Here is a 19,657-nt window from a genome sequence, read left to right as displayed (position 1 = left end):
ACGCCGGCAAGACGCCCGTCCGGCATCCGCCAGGCGGGCGTCTTGCTTTACATGGCTGGCCGAACGGGGCGATAATCCGCCTGACTTCACGACAGGACGGCGCATGACGCTCGACATCAAGATCTGCGGACTGACGAGCGAGGCGGCGATTGCCGCCGTGCTGACGCGCGGCGCCACGCATGTCGGCTTCATCCACTTTCCGAAGAGCCCCCGGCATCTCGGCATCGACGCGATGGCGGCGCTGCGGCCGGCGGTGAGGGGCGCTGCGCTCGTCGTCGTCACCGTCGATGCGGATGACGCGCTGCTCGGCGAGATCGTCCGCCGGGTTCGGCCGGACATGCTGCAGCTGCACGGGCATGAGACGCCCGCCCGCGTCGCCGCGGTGAAGGCGGCTTTCGGCCTGCCGGTGATCAAGGCGATTTCCGTCGGCTCGGCCGAGGACATCGAGGGCGTTACCGCCTACCGCGGCATTGCCGATCTCCTGCTGCTCGACGCCCAGAAGCCGAAAGGGTCGGATCTTCCCGGCGGCAATGGCGTTGCCTTCGACTGGCGGCTCCTGGCCGCGCTTGACGCTGATGTCGCATACATGCTTTCCGGAGGTCTCAACGCCGGCAATATCCAGGCGGCATTGCAGCAGGCGAAGCCATCCGGCATCGACGTCTCCTCCGGCGTCGAGAGCGCCCCGGGGGTCAAGGACATCGGCCTCATCGGCGCGTTCTTCGATGCGCTCGGCGGCGCCGCCAGCGAAATTTCCCCGGGGACGCCTTCCCCTCACGCGGCTCTCGCCGAGCCGGAACGGATGATATCGTGAACCAGACGCCCGCTCCCAACTCCTTCCGCGCCGGTCCCGACGAGGACGGCCGCTTCGGCATCTTCGGCGGCCGCTTCGTGGCCGAGACGCTGATGCCGCTGATCCTCGAGCTGGAGGATGCCTGGAAGGACGCCCGGCAGGACAAGGTCTTCCAGGAAGAGCTCGCCTATCTCAACAAGCACTATACCGGCCGGCCCTCGCCGCTCTACTTCGCCGAGCGGCTGACGGAAGAGCTTGGCGGCGCGAAGATCTACTTCAAGCGCGACGAGCTGAACCACACCGGCAGCCACAAGATCAACAATTGCCTCGGCCAGATCCTGCTTGCCCGCAAGATGGGCAAGACGCGGATCATCGCCGAGACCGGCGCCGGCCAGCACGGCGTGGCCTCCGCCACGGTCGCCGCGCGCTTCGGCTTTCCTTGCGTCGTCTACATGGGCGCGACCGATGTCGAGCGGCAGTCGCCGAACGTCTTCCGCATGAAGCTGCTCGGCGCCGAGGTCGTGCCGGTCACCTCCGGCCACGGCACGCTGAAGGACGCCATGAACGAGGCCCTGCGCGACTGGGTCACCAATGTCGACAGTACCTATTACATCATCGGCACCGCCGCCGGCCCGCATCCCTATCCCGAGCTCGTGCGCGAGTTCCAGTCGGTGATCGGCCGCGAGGCCAAGGAGCAGATCCTCGAGGCCGAGGGCCGGCTGCCGGACATGCTGGTCGCGGCCGTCGGCGGCGGCTCCAATGCCATCGGCCTGTTCCACCCCTTCCTCGACGACAAGGAGGTCGAGATCGTCGGCGTCGAGGCGGGCGGTCGCGGCCTCGATGGCGAGGAGCACTGCGCCTCGCTGACCGCCGGCACGCCCGGCGTCCTCCACGGCAACCGCACCTATCTGCTGCAGGACAGCGACGGGCAGATCAAGGAAGGCCATTCCATTTCGGCCGGCCTCGACTATCCCGGCATCGGCCCCGAGCATTCCTGGCTGAAGGACACTGGCCGCGTCGACTACGTGCCGATCATGGACACCGAGGCGCTCGCTGCCTTCCAGATGCTGACCCGCACCGAGGGCATCATCCCCGCGCTCGAGCCGAGCCACGCGCTGGCCGAAGTGATCAAGCGCGCGCCGAAAATGGGCAAGGACAAGATCATCATCATGAATCTCTGCGGCCGCGGCGACAAGGACGTGCACACGGTCGCCAAGCATTTGGGGATGGAGATCTAGGCGGATGTCCTCGGCCGAAAGCGGCGTCGGAAATCTCTCGGTCCAGCAAGCCTTCGTCGCCTTGCTGGAAAAGCCGGAGGTGACGATCCGGCCGACAGCCCTGGCCTTGCTCGTCGCCCACCTGCAGTCGAACATCTCGTTTCAGGAGAGGGCGATCAAGGCGATCTCCGATACGGCCGCCGGCAGCACGGATTGGCAGGACCTCGAGAAGATGGTCAGCGCCTCCGAACTCTCGGCGGAGACCCTGCGGCGTTTCGTGAAGGATCTGCTGGCGGACGGCGCGGCCGCATGAGCCCAGCCGAAACCATCCGCGACCTCTTTCCCGCGACAGAAGCGCCAACGAACCTTCGCGCGTCCATCGCGCGCAGTCAGGCAGCGGGATCAGGAGGGGATGGCATGGAGCCGCGTATTGCCCGATTGGAGGCGAGTCTTGCGCATATCGAGCGGGATGTCGGCGAACTGAAACTCGATGTGCGCGAATTTCGGGCCGACATGCGCGACGTGCGCGAGCGGCTGGTCCGGCTCGAGGAGAAGGTGACGCACCTGCCCGGCAAGGGGTTCATCGTTTCGGCGCTGCTGCTGTCGCTGGCCGTGATCGCGTCCCTCCTGGCCTTTCAAGGCCAGATCCAGAAGTTGACAGGCGCAGCGCCGATGGCCACGACGGCTCTTCCCTGAACTAACCTGCAGGCCCGTCTAAGGCTGGTGCCGGCCGAGCGCCTGGGCCTGGTCGATCAGCTGCTCGATCAGCGCGTCGAGGGCGAGGCGCTGGCGCTCGTCAGCGAGATGGCCGCGCTCGTCGAAGGCGGTGGCGGCGTCGTTGAGGGTGAGCTGCGGCGTCATCACCTCGGCGCCGAGAGACAGGAAGATCGGGCGGAGGGCGATGAGCCCACGTAGGCCGCCGAGGCGGCCGGGTGAGGCGGCGGCAAGGCCCACGACCAGCTGCTTGTAGGGCTGCAGCGGACGCCCTTCCACCTTTCGCACGCGGCTGACCCAGTCGAGCGCGTTCTTCAGGAGCGGCGGGACGGAGGCGTTGTATTCCGGGCTGACCAGGAGCATGCCGTCCTGCGCGGCGATCCTTTCGGCAAGCTGCACCGCCTTCTGCGGCACGCCGGATGCCTCCTCGAGGTCGCCGTCGTAGAGCGGCAGCGGGTAGTCGGCGAGGTCGACGAAGGAGACGGTCGCATGGCTCAGCGCCAGGAGACGGGCCGCCTCGAGCGCCAGCTTCTTGTTGTAGGAGCCGGTTCGCACCGAGCCCGGGAGGACGAGGATGCGCGGGCTCATCGGGCATTCCCCGCAGTGTCGTCGCGCGTGGCTTCGGGCGTATAGATCCACACCCGCGCCGGCGGGATGTTGCGCCAGACGATCGGCGAATGCGAGACGCCAAACATCCCGGCAACCGGCTTGACCGGTGCGGTCATGAGGTAGGAGAGCTGGGTCAGGTTGCCGCCGGGGCAGAGGCGCGCGATGTAGTCGCAGAACAACTTCTGCTTCTCCGCCTGACCGAGATGGGCGACGGGTACGGCGAACAGGATGGCCGCGAATTTCTCCGTCTTGCGGGCGCCGAGCGTCTCATCGAGCCGGAAGCCGTCGCCCTGGATCACGTCGACACGGGGGAAACGCTGCCGCAGCGTCCGGGCAAAGTCCGGGTCGTATTCGATGGCGGTGATCCGCTCCGGCGCGATGCCCTTTTCGATCAGCGCACGCGTTACGACGCCGAGCCCCGGGCCGATCTCGAGGATCGGGCCCTCCAGCGCCGTCGTCGCCTTCTCGACCATCATCGCGCCATAACTTGGCGAGGAGGGGGCGACGGCGCCGATCTTCAGGGGGTTGCGGGCCCAGGTGGCGAAGAAGCGGCCCCAGTCCCCGCTGCGATCCTCGGCAGCCATGCGATTGTCTTTCATGCTGTGCTCCTGCCGCCGATGCCGGCCGGCGTCAGGGCCGACGATAGACGAGAACCCGCGCCGGCGGCAGGTTTCGCTTCACCCAGGCGCTGATCTCCACAGCTGCCCCGACCCTTGCCGGCTTCACCGGCAGCGTCAGCGCATAGGAAAACTGGATGAACGGATGGCCGGCCGGCAGGCGTGCGAGCGCCCCTGAGATGACGTCCTCGCGCACCGCATCCGGCTTGGTGAACAGCGGCAGGCTGGAGACGACGGCGCCGACCGGACGCCCGTCCAGCGCCGCGACGACATCCGCGCTTTCGCAGTAGGCATCGCCCTGGACGATCCGGGCTTTCGGAAAGCGAGCACGCAGGAGCACGCAGAACTCCGGCGAATACTCGACGAGGACGAGGCTTTCTTCCGGCACGCCGGCATCCAGCAGGCACTGCGTGACGACGCCGGTGCCGGGGCCGAGTTCCAGCACCGTCATGCCGCCGGCAAGGACCGCCTCGACCGGGACCGCCGCCGCCATCGTCCGCCCGAGCGCCTTCGACGAGGGAGACACCGCGCCTATCTGCAACGGGCGCCGGAGCCAGCCCTTGAAGAAGCGGGCATCGTCCTCCGAGCGGTTGCGCGGGTCGCTGGCTTTCAGCGGCGTCGAGACTGTCATGCGTCCTGCCGATCTCTTCGCCGCATTCGCCCGCCCTTGGCGGCGTGGAGGCGGCAAGGCCTGTGGGAACCATCGTCGGCCGCGGTCATGGCGCCCACTCTTGTTCCTTTCGCGGCAGGATGCGCTTTTGCCGCGCTGCGGTCGAGGGATCGCAGCGCGGTCGGCACTTGACCACAGGGCGGTCGACCCGGTGACCGCAGGGCGGCCGCGCGATGGCAGGCTTGCGGTCGGCCGCCAGCTACTTCTCGCTGAGCCCTTCGAAGAAGTCCTTCATTCGCGCAAAGAAGCCCGTCGACTCCGGCGAATTGTCGGACGACGAGATGGCGTTGAACTCCTCCAGCAGCTCGCGCTGGCGGCGATTCAAGTTCTGCGGCGTCTCGATCTGCACCTGGATGAACAGGTCGCCGGTCTGCGGCGAGCGCAGCACGGTCATGCCCTTGGCTTTGACGCGGAACTGCTTGCCGCTCTGCGTGCCCTCGGGAACCTTGACGCGGGTCATCGCGCCGTCGAGCGTCGTCACCTCAAAACTGCCGCCGAGCGCCGCCGTCGTCATCGACACCGGCACGCTGCAGTAGAGGTCGGCGCCGTCGCGCTGGAAGAACTCGTGCGGGCGCACGGTCAGGAAGATGTAGAGATCGCCGGCGGGGCCGCCGCGCAAGCCCGCCTCACCCTCGCCGGCAAGCCGGATGCGGGTGCCGTCCTCGATGCCGGCGGGGATGTTGACAGACAGCTGGCGCTCCTCGGCAAGACGCCCGTCGCCGCCGCACTTGCCGCAAGGGTCGGAGATCATCTGGCCGCGGCCCTGGCAAGTCGGGCAGGTCCGCTCGATCGAGAAAAAGCCTTGCGCGGCGCGCACGCGGCCGACGCCGCCGCAGGTCGGGCAGAGCTTTGGCGCAGAGCCCGGCCGGGCACCCGTGCCGGTGCACTCATCGCACTGGATGGTCGTCGGCACGCCGATCTCGGCGGTCTTGCCGGCAAACGCCTCCTCGAGCGAGATCTCCATGTTGTAGCGCAGGTCCGAGCCGCGCTCGCGGCCACCGCCGCCGGCGCCGGCCGCACGGCCCCGCCGCTGGCCCATCATCTCGCCGAAGATGTCGTCGAAGACGTCGGCCATCGACGAGCCGAAGTCGCCGCGGAAGCCGCCGCCGCCCTGGCCGCCGTTCTGGAACGCGGCATGCCCATAGCGGTCGTAGGCCGAGCGCTTCTGCGGATCCTTCAGGACCTCGTAGGCCTCGCCGAGCTCCTTGAACTTCGCCTCCGCCGCCGCGTCCCCCGGATTCTTGTCCGGGTGGAACTGCATGGCGAGCTTGCGAAACGCGCTCTTGAGGGTCTTCTCGTCGCACCCTTTGGTGACGCCGAGCATCTCGTAATAATCGACTTTCATCGAGACTGGTCCATCGGTTGTCGCGAGATCATGGGAGAGGTTCGGCTGTTCTTGCGGAAGGCCCACCAATGCCGAGCATGTGGGGACGTTTCCGGCGCGTTACCATAGCCGGCCGCCTCTCGGAAAGCGTCCTGCGGCCACAGCGTCAGCGCAATCTTGCCAAGATTAACATCCCCGCGGTTCACGGCCGCCGGAAGGGTTGTCCACCAAGCAAAAGCCCCGGCAGTTGCCTGCCGGGGCTTCTCGAACTGTCGAAGACGACCGGTTAGGCCGACTTCTTGCGCTCGTCGTCGTTCACCTCTTCGAAGTCGGCATCGACGACGTCGTCGTGCGTTTCGTTGCCGGTCGGCTGCGCCGCGGCATCGGCCTGGTCGTTCTGCGAGGCCTCGTACATCGCCTGGCCGAGCTTCATCGAGGCTTCGGCGAGGATTTCGCTCTTGGCCTTGATCGCATCGGCATCCGGCTCAGGCGCGTCGAGCTCGGTGCGCAGCGCAGCGATCGCTACCTCGATGGCCGAACGGTCGGCCTCGGTGACCTTGTCGCCATAGTCCTTCAGCGACTTCTCGGCCGAGTGCATCAGCGACTCGCCCTGGTTCTTCGCCTCGACGCCGGCGCGACGCTTCTTGTCGCCCTCGGCATTGGCTTCGGCTTCCTTCACCATCGCCTCGATGTCGGCATCCGACAGGCCACCGGAGGCCTGGATGGTGATCCGCTGCTCCTTGTTGGTGCCCTTGTCCTTGGCCGAGACGTTGACGATGCCGTTGGCGTCGATGTCGAAGGTCACTTCGATCTGCGGCATGCCGCGCGGTGCCGGCGGGATGCCCTCAAGGTTGAAGCGGCCGAGGCTCTTATTGTCCTGCGCCATCTCGCGCTCACCCTGGAAGACCTGGATGGTGACGGCGTTCTGGCTGTCCTCAGCGGTCGAGAACACCTGGCTCTTCTTGGTCGGGATCGTCGTGTTGCGGTCGATCAGGCGGGTGAACACGCCGCCGAGCGTCTCGATTCCGAGCGACAGCGGGGTCACGTCGAGTAGCAGCACGTCCTTGACGTCGCCCTGCAGCACGCCGGCCTGGATCGCCGCGCCCATGGCGACGACTTCGTCCGGATTGACGCCCTTGTGCGGCTCCTTGCCGAACAGCTGCTTGACGATCTCCTGGACCTTCGGCATGCGGCTCATGCCGCCGACGAGCACGACCTCGTCAATGTCGGCGGCGGTGAGGCCGGCATCCTTCAGCGCCGACTTGCACGGGCCGACGGTGCGCTGCACGAGATCATCGACCAGCGCCTCGAACTTCGAGCGCGTCAGCTTGATCGCCAGATGCTTCGGACCCGAAGCATCGGCGGTGATGAAGGGCAGGTTGATCTCGGTCTGGCTCGACGAGGACAGCTCGATCTTCGCCTTCTCGGCCGCTTCCTTCAGACGCTGAAGCGCGAGCTTGTCGGTCTTCAGGTCGATGCCCTGGTCCTTCTTGAACTCGGACGCGAGGTAGTCGACGAGGCGCATGTCGAAGTCTTCGCCGCCGAGGAAGGTGTCGCCATTGGTCGACTTCACCTCGAAGACGCCGTCGCCGATCTCGAGCACCGAGACGTCGAAGGTGCCGCCGCCGAGATCGTAGACCGCGATGGTTTTGCCGTCGTTCTTGTCGAGGCCGTAGGCGAGCGCTGCCGCGGTCGGCTCGTTGATGATGCGCAGGACGTCAAGGCCGGCGATGCGGCCGGCATCCTTGGTCGCCTGACGCTGGGCGTCGTTGAAGTAGGCCGGCACGGTGATGACGGCCTTCTCGACCTTCTCGCCGAGATAGGCTTCCGCCGTCTCCTTCATCTTCTGCAGGATCATCGCGGAAATCTGCGACGGCGAATACTTGTCGCCCTCGGCCTCGACCCAGGCATCGCCATTGTCGGCGCGCACGATCTTGTAGGGGACGAGGTCCTTGTCCTTGGCGACGGTCGGATCGTCGTAGCGACGGCCGATCAGGCGCTTCACGGCGAACAGCGTGTCCTCGGGATTGGTCACGGCCTGGCGCTTGGCCGGCTGTCCGACCAGACGCTCGCCGCCATCGGCGAACGCGACGATCGACGGCGTGGTGCGCGCGCCTTCAGCGTTCTCGATTACCTTCGCAGTCTTGCCGTCCATGACGGACACACAGGAATTGGTGGTGCCAAGGTCGATACCGATCACCTTCGCCATGTTCTTCTCCTTGTTGAGCGAACTGCCCGGACCCTCGATGAGGCGTTCCAGAGGGGCAGCCCCCGATATGCTGACGTTATCGACGGTCTCTACCGGTCAATGACCGATCCCGTCGGGGCTGGAGGGTATATATGAAGGGCTCGGGAGACGCGCAAGACGGGCTCTCCACCGGACGAAAAATCTGCCGCGCGCCAGGAAATGCGATGAAACCATCGCGGGTATCACGGAACCGTTAGCGGTTTCAGGACTTTCCATCCCCATCAGGCCGGGCGTGCACCGCACCGCTCTCGGCTTTTCAAGGAGAACTGCCATGAACGGTATCATCTATCTCGTCGGCCTCGTGGTCGTGGTCATCGCCGTCCTCTCGTTCTTCGGCCTGCGCTAAGCGCATTTGCCGCGGCGCAAAGGCTTGAAGCCGAAGCGCGCGGTTCGGACGACCAGAGCCAAAGCCGCGTCCGATAAGGGCGCGGCTTTTTTCATGGAAGCTCAGGCCTCGTCCGGCAGGACGGTCATATAGGGGTTGGCGCGCCATTCCGCCTGCTGCAGCCGGTCGGCCGAGAGCCTTGCAAAGCGCAGCGTCATCGCCTTGCGGGCGGCGGGGGCGAGGCGATGCTCCGGGGCTTCCCGCAGCAGTTCGGCACCATACCCGTCGGTCAGGATCAGCCCGCAGTCCTCCGGAAAGATCGCCGTCGGCACGCCGGGATGGGTGGCAAAATACAGGCGGTCGCAGTGCAGGCGGTATTCCGGCCATTTGCGGTCGACGCGAAAGTCCTCGATCGAGGTCTTGATCTCGACGATCCACACCTCGCCCTTCTCGGTAATGCCGGCGAGGTCGGCGCGCCGACCGGAGGCGAGCGGCATTTCGGGGAGCAGCGATACCCGCCGCTCCACCATCAGCCGCTGGACACCGCGGCGCACCAGCATGGCGCGCTCGGACTGGCGCCCGTCGACGAGCGGTTCGGTGCGGTTGGGCGAGACGATCGGCATGTCCGCAAACTAGGCCGGCGCGCGCCTGCGTCGCAAGTGAAAAACCGAACAAACCATAAACGCTGGCCAGATCCGGCGTCGCTTTCATGCCTGGAGCCAAGGGCGAGCGCAGCGTCCGCCTGCGCTCAAGCCCCGCCGTGCGACGGCCTTAGAATCTGCCCGGGGCGCTCGCCGGCGATTTCCTCGAGGATCGGGCAGTCCGGCCCGGCATCTCCCGGGCACTGCTCGGCGAGGATCGACAGCGCCCGTTTCAGCGACTGCAACTCCTCGATCTTGCGGTCGATCTCGGCCATCCGCCCGCTCGCCATCCGGCGGACATCCTCGCTGTGGCGCTGGTCGTCGGCGTAGAGGGCGAGGAGCTTGCGCGCCTCCTCGATGGTGAAGCCGAGGGAGCGGGAGCGCTGCAGGAAGCGCAGCATGTGGACGTCGCGCTCGCGGTAGTCGCGGTAGCCATTCTGCGCCCGCGCGGGCCGCACCAGCCCGACTTCCTCATAGTAGCGGATGGTCTTCGGCGGCAGGCCCGAAAGCCGTGCTGCTTCCCCTATATTCATGAGAAGTCCTCGCTGCGTCCGACGCATCATCCCAGTCTCCGAAAGATGTCGCGGGGCTGGCCGCCGTCAACTGTGACTGCGCGGCAACAAAGACTTTATTAACCATAACGCTGTCTATTGTTCGCGTTGTCACGGCTTGCCGCAGGGCATATCCAGAGAGCGTCTTCGCTGGATAGCTTGCCCCGTCGAACGAGTGTGGCGCCACGAACGAACACTTACTCCGACGCTGCGGACCCGGCTCCCATGACCAACAGACTGAACCTCGTATCCCTCGGTGCTGTTTTCGCATCGTTGGCGGTCCTTTCGGGCTGCGCGACGACGACGACGCCTCAGAAGATGGCGGACAACACCTCGGCGGCCGTGGCGCGGATCACCGCCTATGCCTCGCCGACCCCGAACGAGGACCGCAGCTTCGGCGTCGCCCCCGCGACCGCCTATGCCGCAACGGTCGACGACGGCTTCTCGCTGCCGTCCATTCCGTCGGACAAGATCGACCCGAAGTTCCTGCGCCAGCGCGTCGTCTACGATGCCGGCGGCTATGAGGAAGGCACGGTCGTCGTCGATACCGGCAACCGCTTCCTCTACGTCATCGAGCGCGGCGGCACCGCCATGCGCTACGGCATCGGCGTCGGCAAGGCCGGCTTCTCTTGGGCCGGCGAAGCCAAGATCGGCGACAAGCAGCATTGGCCGCGCTGGTTCCCGCCGAAGGAGATGATCGAGCGCCGCAGCGACCTCGAGAAGTTCAAGGACGGCAAGGGCATGGATCCCGGCGTCATGAACCCGCTCGGCGCCCGCGCGCTCTACCTCTACCAGGGCAACAAGGACACGCTGTACCGCCTGCACGGCTCGCCGGAGTGGCGCTCCATCGGCACCGCGGCCTCGTCCGGCTGCATCCGCCTGATGAACCAGGACATCATCGACCTCTACGAGCGCATCCCGCTCGGCGCCCGCGTCGTCGTCCTGCAGGGCAAGGAACGTCTGGTCGACCAGACCCCGGCCAAGCCCGCCCGCACCAAGGCGAAGGCGAAGGCCAGCTGAGGCAGACCAGCTAAGGCAGGCACTGGCGTTCGCGCCGATAGGATACCCCGGCGGAGAGATCCGCCGGCGACAGTTTGGAAGGCGGGGGACCGTCATGGCCGGGTGCTTCGGGGGAAGCATCCGGTCTTTTTTTGTCCGGCCGCCACTGGGGAAAGCTGGGCGGCGGGCGCGGCTCAGGCGGTGATGCGGTGGCGGCGGGGACGCGCGCCGTGGCGGATCGCGGCGGAGAGCAGCAGGCCGAGCGTCGTGGCGTTGAGGATGTGCCAGAGGAAATGCGTGCCCAGCGGATAGCTGGCGCAGACCGGCATGTCCGCCATCCGCAGCGCGATCGAGCCGGTGAACACGCCGGCCGCCGCCAGCAGCCGCCGCGCCGGCGAGCGCCTGGGGAAGGCGAGCGCGAGGCCGATGGCATAGAGCGCCACCGCCGGCGGGATGTAGCCGGCCGAACTGCCGAAAACTGGTCCCAGAGCATCGCGCGTCAAGAACGTCAGGCCGAAGAAGCCGGCGACGCAGAGCGCTGCCGCCCAGCGGGCGAGGCCGAGGAAGCGGTGCAGCGCGAGGCCGAGATAGGCTGCGATGAACAGCGTGATCGGCAGGACGTCGGCAAGGCTCGACCAGCGGTTGGCGAAGGTGTGGAACAGGAACGAGCCGACGCCGATGATCCCGACGAGGATGATCAGCGCAAGGCTCGCGACGTCACGCCGTCGACGCTTCGCCAGCGCATCGCGCCGCCGCCAGGCGACGAAGGCGGCCGCCGCCACCAGGATGAAGGCGAGGTTGGAGACGGCATTGACCGGCTCAGCCCAGAAGCCCGGGCCGAGCCGCTCGCAATAGGCATCGATCGGATCGGTCCATGCCATGGCGCGGAACTCCCTCAGGGCTGCCGATCATCGGCCGCCACGGGGCGGATTGAACACCCCAGGAAGCATGCCCGGCAACGGATCGCAGCGCAGTCCGGTTTCCCGTCGGCCGACGGAGCCGGTCAGCGCGGCGTCTTGTTCCGCCGGGTCCGCTCGTTCAGCAGCACGTAGGCCCATGCTGCGGAGGCAAGGGAAATCGGCAGGATGACGAAGGCGAAAAGCTCGGTACCGGTCATGAGCGCAATCCCCGCAGCAGGCGTCTCGCACTCCAATGTAGGGCAATCGCCGCACCAAGCCAAATCGCCGTGCCGATGACGAGCGTGTCGAGGCCTACCGGACTGGCGCCAACGCTGTAGAAGGTTGCCGCGACCGGGGCGAGGACGCCCACCGTGACGCAGGCGGTCGAAGCGCGGTCGAACGCTGCCGCCGTGAGTTTTGTCTGCTCATTGTGGACGATCGTCACCTGCGGCTCCTCACCCACCCACTGACCAGGAAGTCTCGGCTCAGGGGGTGGGAGCCTGCAAGGCCTGCTCCCACCCCCTGGTCTTTTTCGTCAGCCCCGCGCCTTCTTCTCCAGCCGGCGCCGGTGCAGCACCGGCTCGGTATAGCCGTTCGGTTGCACGGCGCCCTCGAAGACGAGGTCGCAAGCCGCCTGGAAGGCGATCGAGGCGTCGAAGTCCGGCGCCATCGGCTCGTATTTGGCGTCGCCGGCGTTCTGCGCATCGACCTTGGCCGCCATCTTCTGCATCGCCGCCATCACCTCGTCCTTCGAGACGACGCCGTGGCGCAGCCAGTTGGCGATGTGCTGGGAGGAGATGCGGCAGGTGGCGCGGTCCTCCATCAGTCCGACATCGTTGATGTCCGGCACCGTCGAGCAGCCGACGCCCTGGTCGACCCAGCGCACGACGTAGCCGAGAATGCCTTGCGCATTGTTCTCGACCTCGGCGACGATCTGCTCGTTCGGCCAGTTGGCGCGGCCGGCGAGCGGGATGGTCAGGATGTCGGCGAGGATCGCCCGGCGGCCCTTGGCGGCGATGTTGTCCTGCCAGGCGAGCACGTCGACGCGGTGGTAGTGCGTGGCGTGCAGCGTCGCCGCCGTCGGGCTCGGCACCCAGGCGCAGTTGGCGCCGGCCTGCGGATGGCCGATCTTGACCGCCAGCATGTCGTGCATCTTCGCCGGCATCGCCCACATGCCCTTGCCGATCTGCGCCCTTCCCTTGAGGCCGCAGAGGAGGCCGACATCGACGTTCCAGTCCTCGTAGGCGCCGATCCAGGTGCGGTCCTTCATCACCGTCTTGCGCACCATCGGGCCGGCTTCCATCGAGGTGTGGATCTCGTCGCCGGTGCGGTCGAGGAAGCCGGTATTGATGAAGAAGACCCGGTGCTTGGCGGCGCGGATGCACTCCTTGAGGTTCACCGTCGTGCGGCGCTCCTCGTCCATGATGCCCATCTTGATGGTGTTCTCGGGCAGCCCTAGCACCGCCTCGACGCGGCCGAAAATCTCGGCGGAGAAGGCGACCTCGTCCGGCCCGTGCATCTTCGGCTTGACGATGTAGACCGAGCCGGCGCGGGAATTGCGGATGCCTTGGGTCTTCTTCAGGTCGTGCAAGGCGATCATGCCGGTCACCATGGCGTCCATGATGCCCTCCGGCACCTCCGACCCGTCCTTCAGGTGGATGGCCGGATTGGTCATGAGGTGGCCGACATTGCGGATCAGCAGCAGCGAGCGGCCGGGCAGCGTCAGCGGCGAGCCGTCGGGCGCTGTATAGCTGCGGTCGGGGTTGAGGCGGCGGGTCACCGTCTTGCCGGCCTTCTCGAAGGAATCCTCGAGGTCGCCCTTCATCAGGCCGAGCCAGTTGCGGTAGACGGCGGTCTTGTCCTCGGCATCGACCGCGGCGATCGAATCCTCGCAGTCGCAGATCGTCGAGACCGCCGATTCCATCAGCATATCCGCGACATGGGCGCGGTCGCGCGAGCCGATGCGGTTGGCGGCGTCGATCTGCACCTCGATATGCAGGCCGTTCTGCTTGAACAGCACCGCGGTCGGCGCGGCGGGATCGCCGACATAGCCAGCGAAGGCGTCGGGGGTCTTCAGCATCGCCTTCTTCGGCCCGCCGAAATCGGCGACCAGCGAGCCGCCCTCGACGGCATAGGCGGTGACGTCGATGTGGCTGATGCGGTCGAGCGGCGCGACGCCGTCGAGGAAACCCTTGGCCCAGGACACGACGCGGGCGCCGCGGGCCCGGTCATAGGGGCCGGACGGCGGGGCGTCGCCCATCGCGTCGGTGCCGTAGAGGGCATCGTAGAGCGAGGCCCAGCGCGCATTGGCGGCATTCAGCGTGTAGCGCGCGTTCATCAGGGGAACGACGAGCTGCGGGCCGGGGATCGCGGCGATCTCGGGGTCGACGTTGGCCGTGTCGATCTGGAAGTCGGGGCCCTCGGGCTTGAGGTAGCCGATCTCCTGCAGGAAGGCGCGGTAACCGGGCGCGTCGAGCGGCTGGCCGCGGCGGGCCTGGTGCCAGGCGTCGATCTCGCCCTGCAGGCGGTCGCGCACAGCGAGGAGTTCGCGGTTCTTCGGCGCGAGATCGTCGAGGATTCCGGCAAAACCCTTCCAGAACTGGTCGGGCTCGATCCCGGTGCCTGGCAGCGCCTCCGTCTCGATGAAGGTCTTCAGCTCGTCGGCGACTGTCAGGCCATGGACGTCGATCGTATCGGACATGTAGCGGCTTCCTTTCCCGTGTTGCCCCGCAAATCGACCTTGCACCCCGTCCTGTCAATCATGCGAAAGCCCAAGAGGGCTTTGGGCCCGCCTCGGGCCAGGCCGCGGGACTGTGGGAACGCGGGTGCAAAGCGGGAGCGGTGGGCGCTGGAAAAGACGCAGAAAACAAGACCGGATCTTCTCGGATCTAGAGGAGATCACCCCATTTGCGTTTGCGGGCGCGGGCGAAGGCGTCGCGGTCGCGCTTCGGCACGGTGGCGAGGTGCACGCCGCCACCGGTGCCGCAGAGTTTGACCGCGACGCCGATCTTGCTGGTCTCCGGCCGGTCTAGGATGCGGGCCTCCTCGGGCGCCTCATACAGCGCCGGCCGGACGGCGACGAGATAGCTGAACTTCTCGTCCTCGTAGGACAGCGTCGCCGCCTTGGCGCTCATGTGGTCGCGGCTGCGCTGCAGGCGCACGGCGAAATGGCACCAGTCCGGCGGCGTCAGCGGGCAAGGCGCCTCGTGCGGACAGGGCGCCAGGATCCGCGCACCGGCGGCCAGCAGCCCGTCGCGGACGCCGAGGATGCGGGCGTAGCCGGCGGGCGTTCCGGGCTCGACCACGACCAGCGCGCCCGTGCAACTCGCCCAAAGCATCTGCATCAGCGCCGGTAGGCGGGCGGGCGGAAGCTCGGTCAGGGCATAGCCTAGGACGACGAGGTCGAATGCCTCGGCCGGACCCGCCCAGGCGACGAGGTCGGCGGTGATCTGGCGTGGGGTTTTGAGGGCGGCGCTTTCGGCATCCTCGGCCAGCGTCCGGGCGAGGTCGAGAAAGGCGGTGTTGCGGTCGACCTGGACGATCTCGGTAATCGCCGGCCAGAGATCGGCCATCGCCCAGCTCGCCGTGCCGGGTCCCGCACCGACGTCGAGCACGCGCGCTGGCGCGAAATCGGGCCAGCGTTCCAGGAGGCGCTCGAACACCTCGCTCGCGGCGGCGAACGTCGCGGGCATCCGCGCCACCGCATAGGCCATGGCGTCCGCCTCGCCCTCGACGACGCCGGTCGACGAGCCGCCCTCGCGGTAACGCTTCGAGATCTTCCCGGAGCGCTCCGACAGATCTTTTCGCGAGCGGCCCTCCATCAGCGCCGTGATCGCTGCCGTCAGCGCCTCAGGAAGTTCAGCTGCCATCGGATCTCTTCGCCACCCCGCAATGCCGGCGAGGATTAGCCTACCGCTGGCTCTCCTGCCAGTTCGGATTGATCCAGGGTTTCAGCGGCGAGGCCGGCAGCATGGTCCGGCCGAGGATATGGTCGGCGGCCTTCTCGCCGACCATGATCGAGGGGCCGTTGAGGTTGCCGTTGGTGACGCGCGGAAAGATCGACGAATCGGCAACGCGCAGGTTCTCGATGCCGATCACCCGGCATTCCGGGTCGACCACGGCGTCGATGTCGTCGGCATCGCCCATCCGGCAGGCGCCGCAGGGGTGATAGGCGCTCTCGGCGTGGTCGCGGATGAAGCCGTCGAGATCGTCGTCGCTCCGGAACGACGCACCCGGCTGGATCTCGGCGCCGCGGAAGGGCGCGAACGCCGCCTGCCCGAAGATTTCCCGCGTCAGGCGGATGGCGGTGCGGAAGTCGCGCCAGTCATCGGCGTGGCTCATATAGTTGAAGCGGATCGACGGCCTGTCCGACGGCCCGCTGCCGGTGAGGCGGATCGCACCGCGCGATTTCGATCGCATCGGCCCGACATGCGCCTGGAAGCCGTGGCCCTTGGACGCCGAGGTGCCGTCGTAGCGCACCGCGGCGGGGAGGAAGTGGTACTGGATGTCGGGATAGTCGACGCCGGCCGCCGAGCGCACGAAGGCGCAGGATTCGAAATGATTGGTGGCGCCGTGGCCGGTGTGCAGCAGCATCCATTCCAGCCCGACGCGGCCCTTGGCGAAGAGGTTGAGGTAGCCGTTGAGGGTGATCGGCTGGGTGCATTCCTGCTGCACGTAGACCTCGAGATGGTCCTGCAGGTTCCGCCCGACGCCCGGCCGGTGCAACTTCGGCTCGACGCCGACGGCGGCAAGCTCGGCCGCATCGCCGATGCCGGAGCGCAAGAGCAGCAGCGGCGAGTTGATCGCGCCGGCGGCGACCACCACCTCGCGCCGCGCCCGCACGATGCCCGGCAGGCGCCGTGGACGGCGCACCGCGACGCCGACCGCCTTGTCGCCCTCGAAGACCAGCCGCACCGCCTCGCCCGCCAGCAGCCGGCAATTGCCGCGGCGCATGGCGGGGCGGAGATAGGCATTGGCCGTCGACCAGCGGCGGCCGCGCCAGATGGTGTGCTGCATCGGGCCGAAACCCTCCTGCTGCTCGCCATTGTAGTCGTCGGTCACCGGGAAGCCCGCCTGCCGCCCGGCCTCGATGAAGGCGGGATAGAGCGGGTTCTGCATCGCGCCGCGCTTCATGTGCAGCGGGCCGTCGAGGCCGCGCCAGCGGGCGTCCCCGCCTTCCATCGCTTCCATCCGCTGGAAGTAGGGAAGCACGTCGCCATAGGCCCAGCCGTGCGCGCCGGACTCCGCCCAGTGGTCGAAGTCGCGGGCATGGCCGCGGACATAGACCATGCCGTTGATCGACGACGAGCCGCCGATCACCTTGCCGCGGGGCGTGGCCAGGCTCCTGTTGCCGAGCGCCGGCTCGGGCTCGGCGCGGTAGCCCCAGTCGTAGCGCTTCATGTTCATGGGATAGGAGAGGGCGCCCGGCATCTGGATGAACGGCCCGGCATCGGTGCCGCCGGCCTCGATCACCAGAACGTCGTACTGGCCGCCCTCCGACAGGCGATAGGCCATCGCCGCCCCGGCCGAGCCGGAGCCGATGACGACGTAGTCGGCTTCGTCGATCTCACGCATGCAGAACTCCAGCGGGAAGGGCGCGCGCCGGCGCGGTGGAACGGAAGGGCAAGGTTCTTGTCGCGCGGCGGCTCATGCGCCGGCCGCCCGGGATGCCGAGCGGGCGGTCTCGGCATCGATGAAGCGCTCGATCACGGCGATCGCCGCCAGCCGGTCGGGCCCGTGCAGCGGCGCGCCGCGGCGGGGCGAGACCAGCGCATGGCGCAGCCAGACGCCGTCGATCATCGAGCCGGCCGCCTGGGCGATCGGCCGGGCGCGGTCGCGTCCGATCAGCGGCGCCAGCGCATCGACGAGGTTTGACTCCAGCCGCCGGAAGTAGACTGCGAGCAGCCGCGCCGCCTCGGCGTTGCGGCGGGCGTGGAGGTAGAAGACCAGCCAGGCGGAGATCGCCTCGACGGAGAACTGGTCGGGATCGAAGCAGCCCTCGACGATCGCCGAAATGCGCGCGCGCGGCGTCTCGGCCGTGCGCAGGCGCTGCGTCACGCCGGCACGGTAGCCGCCGAGGAGATGGCGCATGGCGGCGATCAGGAGGTCGTCCTTGCCGCCGAAATAGTGATGCGCCAGCGCAGGCGAGACCGCGGCGCGCCGGGCGATCTCGGCCATGGTGACACTGAGCGAGCCCTCGCCGTCGATGGCGTCGATCGCCGCGCGGATCAGGGCGCCGCGCCGCTCGTCCTCCATGCTGCGTCTCGTCATAGCCGCCGTCCCGTCGCCTGTCTCTTCCGGGCAAGCGTATTGTTGATTGACTGATCAATCAACCAGCGGAGGGCGGCAAGTTTCGGGGAGAGCGGCGGCGCGGGCGTTGAACCGTCACGCGGGGCGTATAGGCTGGCCCGCATCGCGTCCTTCCCGGAGACCGCCATGACGAAGCCCTTCGCCCGACGTTCCGCAAGCCTGCCCGCCGGTCTTGCGGCCATGCTGGCCGCAGTCTGCCTCGCCGGCCCCGCCAGCGCCGAGTTCCGGCTGCGCGTCCTCCACACCAACGACATCCACTCGCGGCTGGAGCCGATCAACAAGCAGGATTCCACCTGCGGCGCGAAGGACCAGGCCGCCGGCGCCTGCTTCGGCGGCACCGCGCGGCTCGCCACCGCGATCGCCCGCGATCGCCTGCCCGCCTCGCTGCTGCTTGATGCCGGCGACCAGTTCCAGGGCTCGCTGTTCTACACCCACTATCTCGGCCAGGAGGTCGCCGAGCTGATGGGCCGCCTCGGCTACGACGCCATGGCGGTCGGCAACCACGAGTTCGACAATGGCGTGCCGGTGCTGCAGCGCTTCGCCGAAGCCATCGGGTTTCCGCTTCTGATGGCGAATGCCGATCTCTCGAAGGAACCCGGCCTTGCCGCCCGCATCAAGCCGCACGCGGTCCTCACCGTCGCCGGCGAAAAGATCGGCGTGATCGGCCTGACGCCCCAAAACAACCAGGAACTGACCAGCGCCGGCACGACTATCGCCTTCCAGGACCCGGTCGACACCGCCCGGCGCGAGGTCGCGGCCCTCACCGCCGAGGGGGTGACCAAGATCATACTCCTCAGCCATTCCGGCTACACCGTCGACCAGCGGATCGCCGCGGAGGTCGACGGCATCGACCTCATCGTCGGCGGCCACTCGCATACCCTTCTGTCGAACAGCGTGCCGACCGCCGGCGGCCCGTCGCCGACCTTCGTCGCCGCCCCCGACGGCACGAAAGTGCCGATCGTCCAGACCGGCGCCTATGGCCGCTATCTCGGCAAGGTCGACCTCGTCTTCGACGACAAGGGCGTCGTCACCGAGGCGGTCGGCGAGCCGATCCTTCTCGACCAGGCGATCCCGGAGGACCCGGCGATCAAGGCCCGGATCGCCGAGCTCGCCAAACCGCTCGACGCCGTCCGCAACACCGTGGTCGGAAAGACGGCGGCGCCGATAGAGGGCAGCGCCGCCTATTGCCGGACGCAGGAATGCACCATGGGCGACCTCGTCACCGACGCGATGCTCGCCAAGGTGAAGGACCAAGGCATCGAGATCGCCATCACCAATGGCGGGGGCCTGCGCGCCTCGATCGACGGCGGCGAGATCACCATGGGCGAGGTGCTGACCGTGCTGCCGTTCCAGAACACCCTGGCGAGCTTCACCTTGAAGGGCGCCGACATCGTCGCGGCGTTGGAGAACGGCGTCTCGCAGGTCGAGACCGGTGGCGGCCGCTTCCCGCAGGTCGCGGGCCTCGAATTCGACTGGTCGCTCGCCGGAAAGGCGGGCGAGAGCCGCATCAAGGCGGTGCGGGTGGTCAAGGACGGCCGCGCGGCGCCGATCGACCCGGCGGCGGACTACCGGGTGGTCACCAACAACTTCATGCGCAATGGCGGCGATGGCTATGCCGTCTTCGCCTCGGCCGGCCGCGACGCCTACGACTTCGGCCCGACGCTGGACAGCGTCGTCGCCGACCATCTCGCCAAGGGCCCGTTCGCGCCGCCGGCGGGCGTGCGGATCAGGCTGGTGCCGTAAG

At 67.7% G+C, this 19,657-nt stretch carries 19 protein-coding genes; 6 read left to right on the top strand and 13 right to left on the bottom strand.

Annotated features, from left to right (window positions below):
• The first annotated feature begins 103 nt into the window (after positions 1-103).
• Genes ACZLZQ_RS04680 through ACZLZQ_RS04665 form a run of 4 tightly spaced genes read left to right on the top strand, consistent with a single transcriptional unit; the run spans position 104 to position 2,703 of the window.
• Positions 104-811: a phosphoribosylanthranilate isomerase gene (locus tag ACZLZQ_RS04680; RefSeq protein WP_472948351.1), complete on the top strand. Its 708-nt coding sequence runs from the start codon at positions 104-106 to the stop codon at positions 809-811.
• Positions 808-2,028, top strand: a complete 1,221-nt coding sequence (gene trpB, locus ACZLZQ_RS04675; RefSeq protein ID WP_472948350.1) for a tryptophan synthase subunit beta — start codon at positions 808-810, stop codon at positions 2,026-2,028. The genes ACZLZQ_RS04680 and trpB overlap by 4 nt, the downstream gene beginning before the upstream one ends.
• Positions 2,029-2,032: 4 nt before the next feature.
• Positions 2,033-2,320 carry a hypothetical protein gene (locus tag ACZLZQ_RS04670; protein WP_472934302.1) on the top strand — a complete coding sequence of 96 codons (288 nt, stop codon included), beginning with the start codon at positions 2,033-2,035 and terminating at the stop codon, positions 2,318-2,320.
• On the top strand, positions 2,317-2,703 hold the full coding sequence (locus tag ACZLZQ_RS04665; RefSeq protein WP_472948349.1) for a hypothetical protein: 387 nt from the start codon (positions 2,317-2,319) through the stop codon (positions 2,701-2,703). Before ACZLZQ_RS04670 ends, ACZLZQ_RS04665 begins: the two co-directional genes overlap by 4 nt.
• 18 nt (positions 2,704-2,721) lie before the next feature.
• Here the strand turns inward: ACZLZQ_RS04665 and ACZLZQ_RS04660 are convergent, their stop codons facing one another.
• From ACZLZQ_RS04660 to cueR, 7 genes are all read right to left on the bottom strand, one after another.
• On the bottom strand, positions 2,722-3,309 hold the full coding sequence (locus tag ACZLZQ_RS04660; RefSeq protein WP_472934304.1) for an NADPH-dependent FMN reductase: 588 nt from the start codon (positions 3,307-3,309) through the stop codon (positions 2,722-2,724).
• Positions 3,306-3,929, bottom strand: a complete 624-nt coding sequence (locus ACZLZQ_RS04655; protein ID WP_472948348.1) for a class I SAM-dependent methyltransferase — start codon at positions 3,927-3,929, stop codon at positions 3,306-3,308. Before ACZLZQ_RS04655 ends, ACZLZQ_RS04660 begins: the two co-directional genes overlap by 4 nt.
• A gap of 31 nt (positions 3,930-3,960) precedes the next feature.
• Positions 3,961-4,578, bottom strand: coding sequence for a class I SAM-dependent methyltransferase (locus ACZLZQ_RS04650; protein ID WP_472948347.1), 618 nt, complete (start codon positions 4,576-4,578; stop codon positions 3,961-3,963).
• 238 nt (positions 4,579-4,816) lie between these two features.
• A complete protein-coding gene (gene dnaJ, locus ACZLZQ_RS04645; protein ID WP_472948346.1) occupies positions 4,817-5,962 on the bottom strand; it encodes a molecular chaperone DnaJ in 1,146 nt (381 codons plus the stop codon).
• Positions 5,963-6,227: 265 nt separating this feature from the next.
• The gene (dnaK, locus tag ACZLZQ_RS04640; protein WP_472948451.1) at positions 6,228-8,189 is read right to left on the bottom strand and encodes a molecular chaperone DnaK; all 1,962 of its coding nucleotides are present in this window, start codon (positions 8,187-8,189) and stop codon (positions 6,228-6,230) included.
• A 447-nt stretch (positions 8,190-8,636) separates the two neighbouring features.
• On the bottom strand, positions 8,637-9,137 hold the full coding sequence (locus ACZLZQ_RS04635; protein ID WP_472948345.1) for an MmcB family DNA repair protein: 501 nt from the start codon (positions 9,135-9,137) through the stop codon (positions 8,637-8,639).
• A gap of 125 nt (positions 9,138-9,262) precedes the next feature.
• Positions 9,263-9,688 carry a Cu(I)-responsive transcriptional regulator gene (cueR, locus tag ACZLZQ_RS04630; RefSeq protein WP_472948344.1) on the bottom strand — a complete coding sequence of 142 codons (426 nt, stop codon included), beginning with the start codon at positions 9,686-9,688 and terminating at the stop codon, positions 9,263-9,265.
• A 243-nt stretch (positions 9,689-9,931) separates the two neighbouring features.
• Between cueR and ACZLZQ_RS04625 the strand changes: the two genes are divergently transcribed.
• The gene (locus ACZLZQ_RS04625) at positions 9,932-10,726 is read left to right on the top strand and encodes a L,D-transpeptidase (protein ID WP_472934310.1); all 795 of its coding nucleotides are present in this window, start codon (positions 9,932-9,934) and stop codon (positions 10,724-10,726) included.
• Between the two features lie 173 nt (positions 10,727-10,899).
• On the opposite strand, the gene ACZLZQ_RS04620 is transcribed toward ACZLZQ_RS04625, so the two are convergent.
• The 6 genes from ACZLZQ_RS04620 to betI all read right to left on the bottom strand — a co-directional run bounded on the left by ACZLZQ_RS04620 (position 10,900) and on the right by betI (position 17,874).
• Entirely contained in the window at positions 10,900-11,586 is a 687-nt protein-coding gene (locus tag ACZLZQ_RS04620; protein WP_472948343.1) for a ceramidase domain-containing protein, read from the bottom strand.
• Between the two features lie 232 nt (positions 11,587-11,818).
• Complete coding sequence (locus ACZLZQ_RS04615; RefSeq protein WP_472948342.1) at positions 11,819-12,049, bottom strand: hypothetical protein; 231 nt, start codon at positions 12,047-12,049, stop codon at positions 11,819-11,821.
• 90 nt (positions 12,050-12,139) lie between these two features.
• Positions 12,140-14,305, bottom strand: coding sequence for a malate synthase G (locus ACZLZQ_RS04610; RefSeq protein WP_472948341.1), 2,166 nt, complete (start codon positions 14,303-14,305; stop codon positions 12,140-12,142).
• 187 nt (positions 14,306-14,492) lie between these two features.
• Positions 14,493-15,473 (bottom strand): small ribosomal subunit Rsm22 family protein, encoded by a 981-nt coding sequence (locus ACZLZQ_RS04605; protein ID WP_472948340.1) that lies wholly within the window; start codon positions 15,471-15,473, stop codon positions 14,493-14,495.
• Positions 15,474-15,513: 40 nt separating this feature from the next.
• The gene (gene betA, locus ACZLZQ_RS04600) at positions 15,514-17,178 is read right to left on the bottom strand and encodes a choline dehydrogenase (protein WP_472948339.1); all 1,665 of its coding nucleotides are present in this window, start codon (positions 17,176-17,178) and stop codon (positions 15,514-15,516) included.
• A 72-nt stretch (positions 17,179-17,250) separates the two neighbouring features.
• Entirely contained in the window at positions 17,251-17,874 is a 624-nt protein-coding gene (gene betI / locus ACZLZQ_RS04595; RefSeq protein WP_472948338.1) for a choline-binding transcriptional repressor BetI, read from the bottom strand.
• Between the two features lie 165 nt (positions 17,875-18,039).
• Here betI and ACZLZQ_RS04590 point away from each other — a divergent pair, with 165 nt between their 5' ends.
• Positions 18,040-19,656, top strand: a complete 1,617-nt coding sequence (locus ACZLZQ_RS04590; RefSeq protein WP_472948337.1) for a bifunctional metallophosphatase/5'-nucleotidase — start codon at positions 18,040-18,042, stop codon at positions 19,654-19,656.
• Position 19,657 lies beyond the last annotated feature (1 nt).

This window comes from Mesocryomonas lacus (genome assembly GCF_055730105.2).
The sequence above is the reverse complement of the archived record's forward strand: the minus strand, read 5'-3'. Positions and strand labels throughout refer to the sequence as shown.

Bases quoted from the DNA above. Each gene is read 5' to 3' on its own strand.
- betA (WP_472948339.1), bottom strand. From the start codon at position 17,178: ATGCGTGAGATCGACGAAGCCGACTACGTCGTCATCGGCTCCGGCTCG.
- ACZLZQ_RS04605 (WP_472948340.1), bottom strand. From the start codon at position 15,473: ATGGCAGCTGAACTTCCTGAGGCGCTGACGGCAGCGATCACGGCGCTG.
- ACZLZQ_RS04610 (WP_472948341.1), bottom strand. From the start codon at position 14,305: ATGTCCGATACGATCGACGTCCATGGCCTGACAGTCGCCGACGAGCTG.
- ACZLZQ_RS04665 (WP_472948349.1), top strand. From the start codon at position 2,317: ATGAGCCCAGCCGAAACCATCCGCGACCTCTTTCCCGCGACAGAAGCG.
- ACZLZQ_RS04620 (WP_472948343.1), bottom strand. From the start codon at position 11,586: ATGGCATGGACCGATCCGATCGATGCCTATTGCGAGCGGCTCGGCCCG.
- betI (WP_472948338.1), bottom strand. From the start codon at position 17,874: ATGACGAGACGCAGCATGGAGGACGAGCGGCGCGGCGCCCTGATCCGC.
- ACZLZQ_RS04670 (WP_472934302.1), top strand. From the start codon at position 2,033: ATGTCCTCGGCCGAAAGCGGCGTCGGAAATCTCTCGGTCCAGCAAGCC.
- ACZLZQ_RS04590 (WP_472948337.1), top strand. From the start codon at position 18,040: ATGACGAAGCCCTTCGCCCGACGTTCCGCAAGCCTGCCCGCCGGTCTT.
- ACZLZQ_RS04655 (WP_472948348.1), bottom strand. From the start codon at position 3,929: ATGAAAGACAATCGCATGGCTGCCGAGGATCGCAGCGGGGACTGGGGC.
- dnaJ (WP_472948346.1), bottom strand. From the start codon at position 5,962: ATGAAAGTCGATTATTACGAGATGCTCGGCGTCACCAAAGGGTGCGAC.
- ACZLZQ_RS04660 (WP_472934304.1), bottom strand. From the start codon at position 3,309: ATGAGCCCGCGCATCCTCGTCCTCCCGGGCTCGGTGCGAACCGGCTCC.
- ACZLZQ_RS04650 (WP_472948347.1), bottom strand. From the start codon at position 4,578: ATGACAGTCTCGACGCCGCTGAAAGCCAGCGACCCGCGCAACCGCTCG.
- ACZLZQ_RS04635 (WP_472948345.1), bottom strand. From the start codon at position 9,137: ATGCCGATCGTCTCGCCCAACCGCACCGAACCGCTCGTCGACGGGCGC.
- ACZLZQ_RS04680 (WP_472948351.1), top strand. From the start codon at position 104: ATGACGCTCGACATCAAGATCTGCGGACTGACGAGCGAGGCGGCGATT.
- cueR (WP_472948344.1), bottom strand. From the start codon at position 9,688: ATGAATATAGGGGAAGCAGCACGGCTTTCGGGCCTGCCGCCGAAGACC.
- ACZLZQ_RS04625 (WP_472934310.1), top strand. From the start codon at position 9,932: ATGACCAACAGACTGAACCTCGTATCCCTCGGTGCTGTTTTCGCATCG.